Genomic DNA, 14830 nt, shown 5'->3' with positions numbered 1-14830 from the left:
GTGAATCAGGACCGGAGGGACCGGCTGCGGGACGCGGCCATCGCCGTACTGGCGCGGGAGGGCGGGCGCGGGCTGACGCACCGGGCCGTCGACGCGGAGGCCGTCGTGCCGACGGGCACCGCCAAGAACTACTTCCCGACCCGCGACGCCCTGCTGCGGGCCGCGGCCGAACGCTGCGCGGAGCAGTACCGCGTGCCGGCCGCGACCGTGGCGCAGACCGGACCGGAGGCCGGACCGGGGCCGTTCGACGCGGCGCAGCTCGCGGCCCTGCTCGCGGGGCTGCTGCGCAACGCGGCGGGGCCCGGACGCACGCGCGTGCTGGCGTATCTGGAGCTCCGGGCCGAGGCGGCGCGCCGGCCCTGGCTGGCCACCCTGCTGGACCCGGTCGCGGCGGCGGATTTCGCGGCGCACGCGTACCTGCTGCGCGCGGCCGGACTGCCGGCCGGACCGGAGCGGGCCCGTGCGCTGACCCTCGCCCTGCACGGCGCCGTCCCCCACCTGCTGACCGGCACACCGGCCACCCTGGCGGCGGCCGGCCTGGACGACCTGGACCGCTTCACGCGCGAACTGCTGGCGGCCGTGTGCGAGGAGGAGACCGGATGATCACCCGAGTGGACCGGGCCGTGGGAGCCGTCCTCGGCTCGGCGGCGGGCGACGCCCTGGGGGCTCCCTACGAGTTCGGGGCCGCCGGGGAACTGAGCGCGCGCGGTGCGGAGATGGCCGGGGGCGGGGGCTGGGACCCCGGGGAGGCCACGGACGACACGCAGATGGCCGTCCTGGTCGCGGAGTCCCTGCTGGAGTGCGGCGGTCTCGAACTCCCCGACGTCTTCCGCCGGTTCCAGCGCTGGGCGGCGGGGCAGCCCAAGGACATCGGACTGCAGACCGAGGACGTGCTGACCAACGGCGCGTCCTGGGAGCTCGCCGCGGCCCTGCACTTCCAGATCAACGCGCGGGCCGCGGGCAACGGTTCCCTGATGCGGGCCGCCACCTCCGCGGTCTACTTCGCCCCCGCCGGGCAGGAGGGGACCATGGACGCCGCCCGGCGGATCGCGGCCCTGACCCACGGCGACCGGGCCGCCTGGGAGGGGACCGCGATCCTGCACGAGCTCGTCCGCGTCGCCCTGGAAGGGTCCGACCCGCTCGCGGCCCTCCCCGTGACGCTCGCGGCCGTCCACCCGGACCACCGGGAGCGGTACGGCCGCGTACTCGCCGCCGACTGGCATCCGGGGCTGGCCACCGAGTTCAACGGGGCGGTGTGGCCCTGCCTGGGCTCGGCCGTGTGGGCGCTGCGGACCACCACCACCTTCGCCGGGGCGGTACGGGCCGCCGTGGACCTGGGCGGGGACACCGACACCGTGGCCGCGGTGACGGGGATCCTGGCCGGGGCCCGATACGGCCGGGCGGCGATCCCGGAGCACTGGACGGCGCCGCTGCACGTGCCGCTGCCCGGATTCGGGGGCCGGGTCCTGGACGCGGACGACCTGCGGACACTGGCTCAGCGGCTCGCGGCGGCCGGCTCCCCCTGAAGCCGCAGGCGCCGCCCCCGGAAGGCCGCGCGCAGCCTCCGGTCGTGCGTGACCAGGACCAGGGTGCCGCCGAAGTCGGCCAGGGCCGCCTCCAGTTCCTCCACGACCGCCGGGGCCAGGTGGTTCGTCGGCTCGTCCAGCAGGAGCAGGTCGAGCGGCCGCGCCACCAACCGGGCCAGTTCCACCTTGCGGCGCTGGCCGGCCGAGAGGTCGCGCACGGGCCGGGCGAGGTCCTGCGGGGCGAGCAGTCCGTGGCCCGCCACCCGGTCGGCGTCCTCCTGGCCGAACACCTCGACGACGGAGCGCGGTTCGCGCGCCCACGGGTCGTCCTGCCGGAGCAGTCCGACCCGCGGTGGCGTCCGTACGCTGCCCCGCGCGGGCTGCAGTTCACCCGCCAGGAGGTGCAACAGGGTGGACTTTCCGCTGCCGTTGGGGCCGGTCACCAGGAGCCGCTCCCCCGGCGTCAGCGTGAGCGAGACGGGCCCGAGCCGTCCCGGCAGGGCCGCGCCGTCGAGCTCCACCGGCCCCGCTCCCGGCGGTGGGCCCTGGGGGAAGCGGCCGGTGAAGGAGAGCGGCCGCGGGGGCGGCTCGACCGGATCCCCGGTCAGCCGGTGCAGCCGTTCGCGGGCGGCGCGGATGCGGCTCGCGGCGCCGTGGGTCCGCGACCGGGCACGGAAGGCGCCGGCCCCGCTGAAACCGCGGGGCAGCTTCCGCGGGATCGCGGCGAACCGCCCGATGTTGGTGTCGGCGAGCCGCTCGGCGTCCCGGACCTCCTGGCGCCACTGCTCGTACTCCCGCTCCCGGCGGGCCCGTTCGGCGGCGCGGGCCGTGCGGTAGCCCGCGTAGCCGTTGCCGTTGCCGTAGCGGCGTACCGTCCGGCGGTCCTGGTCCACTTCGAGGACGGCGGTCGTGACGCGGTCGAGGAAGAGCCGGTCGTGGGTGACGGCGACGACGGTGCCGCGGTGGGCGAGCAGGCGGGCCTCCAGCCAGGCGACCGCCTCGTCGTCGAGGTCGTTGGTGGGTTCGTCGAGCAGCAGCAGTTCCGGCTCGGCGGCGAGGGTAGCCGGGAGCGCTGACCGCCGGACAGGGTGCCGAGCGGGCGGTTCGGGTCGAGCCCGGCGCGTTCACCGAGGCGGCGCAGGGTGGCCGCGACGCGCCGTTCGGCATCGCGGCCGCCGCGCGCGTCGTAGGCGGCCAGGAGGTCGCCGTACGCGGCGAGTTCCTCCGGGCCGGCCCGGTGGAGCAGGGATTCGGCGGCGCGGATCCGGCGCTCCAGTGCGCGCAGGTCGGCGAGGGCGAGGCCGACGGCCTCGCCGACGCGCGCGGTGGGCGGGAGGTCGAGGGTCTGGGCGAGGTGCCCGAAGCCTCCGGGGACGGTGACGGCGACCTCTCCGCGGTCGGGGCGCTCCCGTCCGGCGAGGAGCCGGAGCAGGGTGGACTTGCCGGAGCCGTTGTCGCCGACGACGCCGACCCGTTCGCCGGGCCGGACCGTACAGCTGACGCGGTCCAGGACGACGTGGGTGTCGTAGCTCTTGGTGACCTCGGACAGGACGATCTGGGTGGTGGCGAGCGGAGCACGCAAGGGCGACCCCCTTCGAGAGATAGGAGACGAACCGTTCCGTCTCGCGAGATGACCACCGTAGATCAGGTCCGGATCACCAGCAAGACGATTCGTCTCGCGGAGGGGGAGGAGGGATGGGCGGCGGTCGGGTGGCCGGGCCGGGCCGGGCCGGGTCAGCCGACGGGCGCGCCCTGGCCCGCGAGCAGCCGGCCTTCGGCGTACGCGAACGCGGCGGCGGGCAGGGTGCCCTCGCGCCCGCTGCGCAGCACGGTCAGTCCGCCGGTGCGCGGCAGTCCGGGCTCGGGCCGCAGGCCCACGCGGCGCAGCGCCTGGACCGCGACGGGCTCGGCGGAGCCGTGGTAGACGAGCTCCGCACCCTGGGTCCGGGCGGCGAGGGCGGCCCGGATGGGGCCCTCGACCAGTTCGTAGTGCGTGCAGCCGAGCACCACGTCCGTGACATCGCCCGGGGTCAGGGCGGCGGCCGCGGCGACGGCGGCCGCCACGGCGGCGTCGTCGGCCGCCTCCACCGCGTCGGCGAGCCCGGGGCAGGGCACTTCGGTGACGCGGGCCCCGGTGGCGAAGTCGCGGATCAGCCCGCGCTGGTAGGTGCTGCCGGTGGTGGCGGGGGTGGCCCAGATCGCCAGCCGGCCGCCGGCGGCCGCGGCGGGCTTGATCGCCGGCACGGTCCCGATGACCGGGATGGCGGGCTCCAGCTCCGCCCGCACGGCGTCGAGGGCGTGCACGGTCGCGGTGTTGCAGGCGACGATCAGCGCGGCCGGCCGGTACGCGGCTGCGGCCCGGGCGACGGCGAGGGCCCGCTCGGTGAGGTCGGCGGGCGTCCGCGGGCCCCAGGGCATCCCGTCGGGGTCGGAGGACACGACCAGATCCGCGTCCGGCCGCAGCCGCCGCACCGCCGCGGCTGCCGCGAGCAGGCCGATTCCGGAGTCCATGAGCGCGATCTTCACCCGGCCACCTTAGTCGACACCGGCCCCGACGAGACCCTCCCTCCACAACACCGGGACCCACCCGGCCCACCCCGGAGGCCCTCCCCACGAGCCCACCGCACCCCGGCCGCCTGAACCGAATACACCCGCCATACCTGGCACGAGCTGCCGGAAGACCGGGGCCCCCGCCCTGAACGCCACCGCACCGACGCCGCCCGGCGGCGACTGGGTCACACCCGAACCGAAGGGGCCGGGGCATCGCGCCCCGGACGAAAAGCCGGGCGGCCGAGCCGTGAGGCAGCCGCACCGCAACCGCGAGGCCACCGCGACCGTGACGCCGCGACGCACCACGCACGGCGCCGGGCCCGCCACACCACGGCAGCACAGCCGTCAGACCCCGGCCGGAAGCCGCCGCACCCCAGGCCGGAGCCCTCCCGCCGGAGGCCACCGCGCCCCCGCCGGGGGGCCACGCCGCGGGAGGCTCCCCGGGAGGGCGCCGCACCCGGGGCGGCGGGGTGCGCGACACCGTCGGCCGGGCCCGGCACACTGCCGCCATGGGCCTCCTCACCGCCGCCTGCGCGGCCTACGCGTCCCTCGCCGCCTGGCTCTGGCTCACCCTCGCCCAGGGCATGTTCTGGCGGACCGACGTCCGCCTCCCGCCGCGTACGGCCCCCGCCCGCTGGCCGTCCGTCGCGATCGTCGTACCGGCCCGGGACGAGGCCGAGGTGCTGCCGCGGAGCCTGCCCTCGCTGATCGCCCAGGACTATCCCGGCGAGGCCGAGGTGATCCTCGTCGACGACGGCAGCACCGACGGCACGGGCGAACTCGCGCGCCGCCTCGCCCGGGAGCACCCCGGGCTCCCCCTCACCGTCGTCTCCCCCGGCGACCCCGCCCCCGGCTGGACCGGCAAGCTCTGGGCGCTCCGGCACGGCATCGCGACCGCCCGCACCGCGCACGCCACCGAGCCCGACTTCCTCCTCCTCACCGACGCCGACATCGCACACGAACCCGACAGTCTGCGCGAATTGGTCGCCGCCGCCACCTCCGCGGACCTCGACCTCGTCTCCCAGATGGCCCGCCTGCGGGTGGTCGGGCTCTGGGAGCGGCTCGTCGTACCGGCCTTCGTGTACTTCTTCGCCCAGCTCTACCCCTTCCGCCGGATCAACCGGCCCTCCGCCCGGACGGCGGCCGCCGCCGGCGGCTGCGTCCTGTTGCGCACCGCGGCCGCCGTGCGCGCCGGGGTCCCCGACTCCATCCGCCAGGCCGTCATCGACGACGTCTCCCTGGCCCGGGCCGTCGCCCGCTCCGGCGGCCGGATCTGGCTGGGACTCGCGGAGCGGGTGGACAGCGTGCGCCCGTACCCCGTGCTCGCGGACCTGTGGCGGATGGTCTCGCGCAGCGCCTACGCGCAACTGCGCCACCAGCCCCTGCTGCTGGCCGGGACGGTGGCCGGACTGGTGCTCGTCTACCTCGTGCCCCCGGCCGCCCTGCTGGCCGGCCTCGCGACCGGGCATCCGGCCATCGCCTGGGCGGGGGGTCTGGCGTGGCTGCTGATGGCCGGCACCTACCTGCCGATGCTCCGGTACTACCGCCAGCCCGCCGCGCTCGCGCCGCTGCTTCCGTTCACCGCGCTGCTGTACCTCCTGATGACCCTCGACTCGGCCGTGCAGCACTACCGGGGCCGCGGGGCATCCTGGAAGGGCCGTACCTATCCCCGCCCCAGCGACGCCTGAAACGGTGAACTGCCCCACGAAACAGAGTCATCCGAGGTCACCGACTTGTGACACTACGTCAGCAAGAAGTCGGTGCAACACCCAACCGGTGAGTACGAGTACGAACAAGATGGGGCGGAAGTGGCGAATCGTGCACGTGAACGTCAAGTGAAAGGTGAGGCCCTGACCTGCGAATATGCAGGTCAGGGCGGGGTTGACGACACCTCGCTATGGACCCGGTGAAGTCGTGGGCTTAACTTAGGTCCCATGACCTCCCCCCGCTCCACTTATGGCGGCGGTTACTACTCCGCGCCCTCCTTCCCGGACACCCCCATCTACGACTCCCTCGTCGCCGAACGCGGCACTCCGCAGATCGCCCCGATCCGCGTCCCGGCCGCCTACGAGTCCCCGAGCGCCGGATACTCGAGCGGCGGATACCTGCCGGCTCTCGCGTCGTCGATGCCCGCGCTGCCGCCGGCCCAGCCCCAGCAGCAACAGACCTCGGGGTACGGATACCCGTACCAGCAGCAGTCGGCCCCGCAGCCGATGCCGCTGCAGAACGCCCCGGCCCCGTACATCCCGCAGCAGCAGCCGATGGCGGCCCGCGGCGGATACATGCCGCAGCCCCAGCCGCAGCAGCCTCGCCCGGTCGCCATGGCCACCGGGTACGAGGCGATGCGCCCGGCCGCGCCGCGTCCGATGCAGGTGCCCGCACCGGTGCCGGCCGCCTCGTACGAGGACCCGTACGGCCGCCCCTACCAGGGGCGCGGCTACTGACGGGGCGCTGAGCCGCGGGCAGCGCGGGGGCTGGCAGGATGCCCTCATGTCGAACTTGCACGTGCAGGCGCTCCACATCCATCCCGTCAAATCGGTAGCGGGGACCGCTCCCGACGAGGTGGCCGTGGAGCCCTGGGGTCTGTCCGGGGACCGGCGCTGGGCGCTGATCGATCCGGAGGGCACGGTCATCACCCAGCGGCGCCATCCGCGCCTGGCCCTGGCCGCGGCCCGTCCCGTCGACGGCGGCCGGATCGCCGTGACGGCGCCGGGCATGGCGGAGCTGTTCGTGGAGGTGCCCGAGCCGGGTCCGCTGGAGCCGGCGATCCTGTTCGGGAAGAAGGTCGAGACCGTGGCCGCGGCGACCACCGCGGCCGACTGGTTCAGCGCGTACCTCGGGGAGCCGGTACGGCTGGTGCACATGGACGATCCGGCGGTACGCCGTCCCGTGGATCCGGACTACGCCCTGCCGGGCGAGACGGTGAGCCTGGCCGACGCCTATCCGCTGCTGATCACCACGCTCGCCTCGCTCGACGCGCTCAACTCGCTGATCGCGCGGGGGGACCATCCCGAGGAGGGTCCGCTGCCGATGAACCGGTTCCGCCCCAATGTGGTGGTTTCGGGGGGCGAGCCGTGGGCGGAGGACGGCTGGCTCCGCATCGGGATCGGCGACGCCGTCTTCCGCGGGGTGCGCGAGTGCGGCCGGTGCGTCGTGACCACCACCGACCAGGGGACGGCAGAGCGCGGCAAGGAGCCTCTGAAGACCCTGGCCAAACACCGGCGGATCGGCCGTTCGCTCGCGTTCGGGCGGCAGCTGGTGCCGGTGCGGCTGGGTACGGTACGCGTCGGCGACGAGGTCCGTGTCCTCGCATGACGTGTCCGGCTCCGCACCCCGGCGCAACTGGGACAGGTGGGACGAGAGAGGGCAGGAGGGGCGGGAGGGTGGTCGCGGACCGGCGACCGGCCGACCGGATTGACACCTTCGAGGGGCACGGCGCCCGGACTGGAACCAACTGGCACGACCAAGCCGTTGGATCAGTCAGGACAGAGGCGCAGACAGACGGAGACTGGCACAGGTTGGGGGAGCCGGACCGTGCGGACAGCAATGGGTGTGTGGCGTTGGCGGCGCAATCCGCTGCGCCGGCCGACCGATCTCTTCGAGGCGTGGGTGGCGTTCGCCGCGCTGGTGTGTGTCCTGGTGGTGGCTCCGGCCGTCGGCTGGGTCGCGGGCCTGCAGGTGGACGGTACCCTTCAGCAGGCCGCGCACGAGCAGCGGCAGGAGCGTCATCTCGTCCCGGCGGTGGTCCTGCGGCCCGCCCCGGAGTCGGCGGCGGCCGTGGGCGCCTCCGCGAGCGCCTCCGCCGACACGTCGGCGCAGCGGACGGCCCCGCATCGTACGCGGATCGTGGCCTCGTGGACCGCGCCGGACGGCAGCAGCCACGAGGGCACGGTGCCGGCCGCGGAGGAACCGCCGCGTCCCGGCGAGCGGTTCCGGGTCTGGACCGACGTGCGCGGCCGGCTGGTGGGGCAGCCGCTCGACCCGTCCGCGGCGATGTTCCACGCGGGGATGGCGGGCATGGCCGCCGCGATCTGCGTGGCCACGCTGGTGGAGACGGTCCGGCGGCTGGTCGTACGGCGGCTCACGCATCGGCGGTACATACGTCTGGACCGGGCCTGGGCGGCCGCCGGACCGGACTGGGGCCGAGCGGGTGCGGGCAGTTGACCTGGCGGCTCATCGGCTCCGCGCGCGCTACGGTGGAGCGGCCGGATCGGTCGCTCCAGTGACTTCGGTGGCCGCGGTGACTTCAGACGTCAGTGGCTTCGGTCGTATCGGCAGCGCGAGTACGAGGGTGGGGGCACGACAGCACCATGGTTCAGGGCACGGTCCAGGTGACGCACGGCGGGACTTCGCGGTGGCGGCGCCGCTCCGGTGAGTATCCGACGCTGACCGCCGCGCTCGCCGTCGCGGGCGACGGGGACGTGTTGTCCATCGCCCCCGGTACCTACCGCGAGAACCTGGTGCTGGAGCATGCCGTCACCCTGCGCGGGCCCGAGGGCGGGGCCGGGTCGGTGCGGATCGCCCCGCTCGACGGGGTCGCGCTGACCGTGCGCGCCTCGGCCGTGATCCAGGACCTGTACCTGGAGGGTCAGGACCGGGCGGCGCCCGCGCTGCTGGTGGAGGACGGCTGCCCCGAGCTCACCGATCTGCGGGTGAGCACCCGTTCCGCCGCCGGCATCGAGGTACGCGGCTCCGGGGCCCGGCCCCTGGTGCGGCGGTGCACGGTGGAGAATCCGGCCGGTGTCGGCATCTCCGTACTGGACGGCGGCGGCGGGGTGTTCGAGGAGTGCGAGGTCGTGGCCGCCGGGCAGAACGGCGTCTCGGTGCGCGGCGGCGGCCGGCCCCGCCTGGAGCGCTGCCGGATCCACCACGCCACGGGCGCGGGGATCGGGGTCACCGGCGACGGCTCGGGGCTGGAGGCGCTGGGCTGCGAGGTGTACGAGGTCAAGGGCGCCGGGGTGCAGATCGCCGCGCGCGCCACGGCGCGGCTCACCGACTGCTCGGTGCACCGCACCTCGGCCGACGGGGTCACGCTCGACACCGACGCGGTGCTCACCCTGGCCGGCTGCGACATCCACGACATTCCGGAGAACGCGGTCGATCTGCGGTCCCGTTCGGTGCTCACCCTCAGCCGCACCACCGTGCGCCGGTTCGGCCGCAACGGCCTGTCCGTGTGGGATCCGGGTACCCGGGTGGACGCCGAGTCCTGCGAGATCCACGACAGCACGGGTGACTATCCGGCGGTGTGGATCAGCGACGGGGCCACGGTCTCCCTCGACTCATGCCGGGTGCACGACGTGCCGGACGCGCTGTTCGTGCTGGACCGCGGCTCCCGCGTCGACGTGGTCGACAGCGATCTGTCCCAGGTGCGCAACACCGCCGTCTCCGTGAGCGACGGGGCCACCGCTCAGCTCGACGACTGCCGGATCCGCGAGGCGGCGACCGGAGCCTGGTTCCGCGACCACGGCAGCGGCGGCACGCTCGCCGGCTGCACCATCGACGCCGTGCAGACCGGTGTGATCGTCACCAAGGGCGCCGACCCCGCCCTGGAGCGGTGCACGGTCACCTCCCCCGCCGAGGCCGGTTTCTACGTGTCGGCGGGCGGCCGGGGCACCTTCACGGCCTGCCGGGTGACGGGCAGCTCCGGCTTCGGCTTCCACGTCATGGACGGCTGCCGCACCACGCTGACGCGCTGCCACACCGAGCGCTGCGCCCGCGGGGGCTACGAGTTCGCGGAGGACGGGCCGACCGTCGGGGAGTGCACGGGCGACGAGTCCGGCACGCGGCTCGCGGACCGGTCCGCCCCGGGCGGCGCGCCCGCCGGGGCGCGGGCGGGGATCCGCACGGCCACCGGGGCGCAGGGCCCCGTGGCGGCGCAGGGCTCCGTGGCGCGGCCGGAGCAGGTGGCCGCGCCTTCCGTACCGCGGCCCGCGGACGTGGTGGAGGGCGGTGCGGAAGCCCTCGCGCGGAGCTCCGGCGAGATGCTGGGCCGGCTCGACGCGCTGGTGGGCCTGGACAGCGTCAAACGCGAGGTGCGGGCGCTCACCGACATGATCGAAGTGGGCCGGCGCCGGCAGCAGGCGGGCCTGAAGGCCGCCTCGGTGCGCCGGCACCTGGTCTTCACCGGCTCCCCCGGCACCGGCAAGACCACGGTCGCCCGGCTGTACGGGGAGATCCTGGCCTCGCTCGGGGTGCTGGAGCGCGGGCACCTGGTCGAGGTGTCCCGGGTGGACCTGGTCGGCGAGCACATCGGCTCCACGGCGATCCGTACCCAGGAGGCCTTCGACCGGGCGCGCGGCGGGGTCCTGTTCATCGACGAGGCGTACGCGCTGGCACCGGAGGACTCGGGCCGGGACTTCGGGCGCGAGGCGATCGACACGCTGGTGAAGCTGATGGAGGACCACCGCGACGCGGTGGTCGTGATCGTCGCCGGGTACACGGCGGAGATGGAGCGCTTCCTGACGGTGAATCCGGGAGTGGCCTCGCGGTTCTCCCGGACCATCACCTTCGGCGACTACGGGCCCGAGGAGCTGCTGCGGATCGTGGAGCAGCAGGCGGAGGAGCACGAGTACCAGCTCGGGGAGGGCACGTCCAAGGCACTGCTGACGTACTTCGCCGAGCTTCCCAAGGGCCCGGCCTTCGGCAACGGCCGCACGGCCCGCCAGACCTTCGAGTCGATGGTGGAGCGGCACGCGGGCCGGGTGGCCCAGCTCGCCGAGCCCAGCAAGGACGATCTCACCCTGCTGTTCCCGGCGGATCTGCCGACGCTGCCGTCGCTGCCGGCCCTGCCCGCTCCTTGCTGACCGGGAGCCGCTGACCCGGTACCTCGGCCCGTGCTGCGGCGTCCAACCGCGCGAGCAGGGCGTCGCGTTCGGCGGCGAAGGCCGGGGCGGCCTGGTAGTCGCCGTGGCCCAGGATCGGGGCGGGCAGCGGATGGCGGGCGCTGCGTCCGTAGGCGATCGGGTCGGCGAGCGGGCCGCGGTCCACACCGGGCTCCGCGCCGGGCAGCGCCGGGCCGCCGATGGGGTCGGTGGCCCGCCACAGGTTGCGCCAGCAATCGACCTCGCGGTGCAGGGCGGTGAGCGGCCCGGGGCCGAAGTAGGCCGGGAACCAGCGGCCGTAGAGGCGGCCGAGCGGGGATCCGTAGGTGAGCAGGGCGACCCGGCGACGGGCGGGGGGCGGCAGTTGCCAGACGGCCGCCGCGGCGAGCACGCTGCCCTGGGAGTGGCCGGAGATGACCAGGCGGCCGCCGGTGCGGCCGGTCCAGGCGGCCATCCGCCAGGTCAGGTCGGGGACGGCCCGCTCGGCGTAGCAGGGCGGCGCGAAGGGGTGCGCGGCGCGCGGCCAGAAGGTGCCGACGTCCCACAGGATCCCTATGGTCCGGCGGGCGGCGGGGTCCCGGTAGGCACGGCGGCCCCAGGCGATGAAGGCGGCGATGCCCAGGCCGATCAGCCAGGACCCGGTGTCCTGGGCGGCGCGGGCGGCGGCTTCGAGCAGCGGCACGGTCCCGCGGGCCGCCTCGCCCGGCACCTTTCCGCTGAACCAGGCTCCGGCCAGCGCGCCCGCCCCCAGGAGCAGGGTGATCCCGGAGACGGCCGCCACGAACCAGGGCGCGGAGTCGGTGAGCGCGGCCGCGGTCCGCGCCCCGGCGATCCGGCGGCTGCGGTCCAGGTCGGGGATCTCCCCCGGGTACTCGGCGGCCACGGCGGCGGCGAGCCGGCCCCGCGCCCGGGCTCCGCGCACCGCGAACCGGAGGGCGAGCAGGGCCAGTACGAGGAGCAGCGGGGGCAGCACGGCGGCCTGCCAGGACAGCAGCACGGGCGGCCCGGGCAGTGCGGCGCCGCGCATTCCGGGCGTGGCTCCCCCGTCCAGCCAGTCGGCGACGCGCTGGGCGACCCCGCCGGACATCACCCCGCCGAGCGCGCAGCCGAGCATGGCGACGGCGGGCCCGCCCAGGCCGCGCAGGGCGGCCGCCGGGTCGGGGGCCCTGCGGTGCAGGTACCGGGCGACGGCGGCCAGGGCGAGCACGCAGAGCCCCTGACCCAGCATCAGCACGCCGAAGGTCAGGTCCCCGGGGAGCCGTCCGGTGGCGGTCCAGTCGGGGCGCGACCAGCAGGCGTGCACGAGGACGGCGGTGAGCAGGACGAGGGCGGTGGCGGGCAGCAGGGTGACGGCGGCCCGGTCGAGCCGGTGGTCGGGCCGGGCCTCGGTGCGGCCGCGCCGGCAGACGACCGAGGCCACGGCGACGGCCCCGGCGGCGAGCAGGACCTGGGTGAGCGTGCCGAGGGCTTCGAGGACGGGCGCCCCGGCCCGGCGGTCGTGGCGGGCGGTCGGTACGGAGACGGCCACCGCCACGGTGAGCAGCCCTGCGGCGGTGTGGGCGGCGCGCAACCGGGCCACGAGCCGGCGGCCGTACCAGAAGCCGGGGCGCCCGAGCGCGGGCACGGGGTCCGAGGCGGTGTCCGGGTCAGCGGCGCCGGCGGGCGGGGGCTGGGACTCGTAGGCGCTCCAGGTGCGGTTCGACAGGTACCAGAGCAGCCCGGTCAACCCGGCGGGAACCAGGGCCCCGAGGGCCAGGCGCCGCCCTGGCTGGGCCCACCAGCCGCCTCCGGGCGCGAGGAAGCCGAGCCACGAGTGGGAGCCGGCGCAGGTCCCGGACCCCGCGCACTGCCAGGCGAGGAGGTCGAGGGCGACCTCGCAGGCGGCGGCGATGAGCAGCACGGTCAGGCTGAGGGCGAGGACCCGGACGAGGACCCCGTACGTGCGCACGGCGCGCGGCGAGGGGTCGGCGGCGGGTGTGGCCGGCCGGGCCCAGTGGGCGAGGTTGGCGACCATGAAGGGCAGGAGCAGCAGCCACAGGGCGCGGGCACCGTTCCCGGAGGTGAGCCGGGACCAGCAGTAGGCCTCGGGGACGGGTCGCCCGGCGTACCGCTCGGGGTGGGCCTCGGCGTCGGCGTCCTCGGTGCGGCGGAAGACGGCGGCGGTGGAGTCGCCGGTGACCCGGACGGTGCGCGGGTCACCGAGCAACTCGCCGGGGGCTGCGCCGGCGACTCCGTGGACCAGGAGTTCGAGGGCGAGGGGGGTGTCGGACCGGGGGGTGTCGGACGGGGAGGCGTCGGACCGGGGGGTGTCGGACCGGGAGGCGTCGGACGGGGAGGTGTCGGACCGGGGACGTTCGGGCACAGCGGCCTCCGCTCGCGGGGGCAGGATCGGCACGGTTCCAGCATCCCGCGCGACGGAGCCGCTGCCCAGGACGACGGGCCGGTGAGAACGTGTCACCAGGACGCGGCCACCCGCGAGTTGCCCGGACGCCCCGGGCTGCGTGCCGCCCGCTCGGGACGAGCGGGCGGCACGGCCGGACAAGTGTCAGGGGGTGTGGTCGGGCCAGGGGACGTCGGTGGCGACCGGGGCCGCGTAGTCGATGCCGGGCACGGAGAATCCGTAGAGGCGGCGGACCTCGGCGCGGAACCAGTCGAGGTCGGCCAGTTCGGCAATGGTCGCCGTGTCGGCGCTCTCCCAGCGTTCGGCGACGGCCGCCTGGACGCCGTCGGACAGTTCGAAGGTGTCCAGGCGGATGCGGCCCTCGTCGTCCAGGGCGAGCGGGGCGGCACCGGTGAGCTGGTCCCACAGGGCGGCGAGCTGGTCGATCGGCGGGACGAGGCCGTCTCCGAGGACGCCGCGCAGCAGGCCGGTGTACAGGGCGATGCCGGGGATCGCGGTGGAGGACTGGGTGACGGCCGCGCCGTTGACGGAGGTCACGGCCCGCCCGCCCAGCAGCTTGCCGAGCCGCTCGTCCAGGGTGCGGGCGGTGGCCTCCAGGTGGGCCTTGGCCGCACCGATGGTGCCCTGCCGGTAGATCGCCTCCGTCAGCGGCGAACCGATGTAGGACAGTGCGGCGGTGGTGAACCCGTCGGCGAGCAGTCCCCGCCCGGCGAGGTGGTCGATCCAGCGTTCCCAGTCCGCGCCGCCCATCACGGCCACGGTCTGCTCCACGTCGTCGCCCTCGGCCGGTGCGGTCTCGACCTCACGGACCTCGGGAACGCCCTCGTCGTCGAAGACCAGGGTCTTGGTGCGGTCGGCGCGGCCGATCGGCCTGAGGACCGAGGCGTACGTGGTGCCGGTGTCGGGGTCGGTGCGCCGGGGCGCGGCCACCGAGTAGATCAGGTGGTCGAGCCGGCCGCCGAAACGCCGCTCGACGAGGTCGGCGACCTGGTCCTTCATCGTGTCGGAGAACGCGTCGCCGTTGAGGAGGACCAGGTCCCGGCCGGCGGCGCGGGCGATGTCGGCGGTGGCGGCGGTGCGGTACCAGCCGGCGGTCGCGGTGCGGCGCGCGGTGGGGCCCTTCTCGAAGGACACACCGATACCGCGGATGCCGGCGCGCTTGAGTCCGGCGAGCGTGGCCGCGAGACCGTACCCGGCGGAGGAACCGATGACCAGCGCGACCGGCCCGTCGCCCTCCGGTGCGCGGGCGGGCGCGGGGCACGCCCGCCACATGTCGGCCACCGACCGCGCGCACCCGGCGGGGTGGGAGTCGAGGAAGAGGAAGCCGCGGTTGCGGGGGCTGAGCACGCGCTCGGTCACGGAGGCAGTCCTTGGGTCGGCAGGCACGGAAGCACGGCGCCCGACCGGGCCGCCGCGTCCTCCCAGTCTGTGACAGCACGAACACGGTCAGTGTCCCCGCCAGGCACAATGATCATGAGCCGGTCTTGGAGTGTTCCGCCACTTCCCACCGGCCTGCCGCGAGCACTACGGAC

General features: G+C 75.5%; 10 protein-coding genes and 1 pseudogene. 7 read left to right on the top strand and 4 right to left on the bottom strand.

The window, feature by feature from the left end; genetic code table 11:
• A complete protein-coding gene (locus tag Sspor_RS36275; RefSeq protein WP_202202889.1) occupies nucleotides 1-603 on the top strand; it encodes a TetR/AcrR family transcriptional regulator in 603 nt (200 codons plus the stop codon).
• Nucleotides 600-1526 (top strand): ADP-ribosylglycohydrolase family protein, encoded by a 927-nt coding sequence (locus Sspor_RS36270; protein WP_373318881.1) that lies wholly within the window; start codon nucleotides 600-602, stop codon nucleotides 1524-1526. The genes Sspor_RS36275 and Sspor_RS36270 overlap by 4 nt, the downstream gene beginning before the upstream one ends.
• Here Sspor_RS36270 and Sspor_RS36265 read toward each other — a convergent pair.
• Nucleotides 1496-3108: pseudogene (locus Sspor_RS36265) on the bottom strand (ABC-F family ATP-binding cassette domain-containing protein). The gene Sspor_RS36270 and the pseudogene Sspor_RS36265 overlap by 31 nt on opposite strands.
• 152 nt (nucleotides 3109-3260) lie before the next feature.
• A complete protein-coding gene (locus Sspor_RS36260) occupies nucleotides 3261-4052 on the bottom strand; it encodes a glutamate racemase (RefSeq protein ID WP_237404182.1) in 792 nt (263 codons plus the stop codon).
• 533 nt (nucleotides 4053-4585) lie between these two features.
• Here Sspor_RS36260 and Sspor_RS36255 point away from each other — a divergent pair.
• The 5 genes from Sspor_RS36255 to Sspor_RS36235 all read left to right on the top strand — a co-directional run bounded on the left by Sspor_RS36255 (nucleotide 4586) and on the right by Sspor_RS36235 (nucleotide 10879).
• A complete protein-coding gene (locus tag Sspor_RS36255) occupies nucleotides 4586-5764 on the top strand; it encodes a glycosyltransferase (protein ID WP_202202888.1) in 1179 nt (392 codons plus the stop codon).
• A 246-nt stretch (nucleotides 5765-6010) separates the two neighbouring features.
• A complete protein-coding gene (locus Sspor_RS36250) occupies nucleotides 6011-6520 on the top strand; it encodes a DUF6643 family protein (RefSeq protein ID WP_202202887.1) in 510 nt (169 codons plus the stop codon).
• Between the two features lie 46 nt (nucleotides 6521-6566).
• Nucleotides 6567-7391 carry an MOSC domain-containing protein gene (locus Sspor_RS36245; protein ID WP_202202886.1) on the top strand — a complete coding sequence of 275 codons (825 nt, stop codon included), beginning with the start codon at nucleotides 6567-6569 and terminating at the stop codon, nucleotides 7389-7391.
• Nucleotides 7392-7610: 219 nt separating this feature from the next.
• On the top strand, nucleotides 7611-8240 hold the full coding sequence (locus tag Sspor_RS36240; RefSeq protein ID WP_202202885.1) for an Rv1733c family protein: 630 nt from the start codon (nucleotides 7611-7613) through the stop codon (nucleotides 8238-8240).
• Nucleotides 8241-8386: 146 nt separating this feature from the next.
• The gene (locus Sspor_RS36235) at nucleotides 8387-10879 is read left to right on the top strand and encodes a right-handed parallel beta-helix repeat-containing protein (protein WP_202202884.1); all 2493 of its coding nucleotides are present in this window, start codon (nucleotides 8387-8389) and stop codon (nucleotides 10877-10879) included.
• Here the strand turns inward: Sspor_RS36235 and Sspor_RS36230 are convergent.
• Together Sspor_RS36230 and fabV are read right to left on the bottom strand one after the other, a co-directional pair.
• A complete protein-coding gene (locus tag Sspor_RS36230) occupies nucleotides 10812-13139 on the bottom strand; it encodes a hypothetical protein (RefSeq protein WP_237404437.1) in 2328 nt (775 codons plus the stop codon). The two genes, Sspor_RS36235 and Sspor_RS36230, sit on opposite strands and share 68 nt — an antisense overlap.
• 303 nt (nucleotides 13140-13442) lie before the next feature.
• On the bottom strand, nucleotides 13443-14657 hold the full coding sequence (fabV, locus tag Sspor_RS36225) for an enoyl-[acyl-carrier-protein] reductase FabV (protein ID WP_202202883.1): 1215 nt from the start codon (nucleotides 14655-14657) through the stop codon (nucleotides 13443-13445).
• Nucleotides 14658-14830 lie beyond the last annotated feature (173 nt).

This window comes from Streptomyces spororaveus, from assembly GCF_016755875.1.
In the GTDB taxonomy this organism is placed as follows: Bacteria; Actinomycetota; Actinomycetes; order Streptomycetales; family Streptomycetaceae; genus Streptomyces; species Streptomyces spororaveus.
This window is presented reverse-complemented; position numbering and strand designations above follow the sequence as displayed.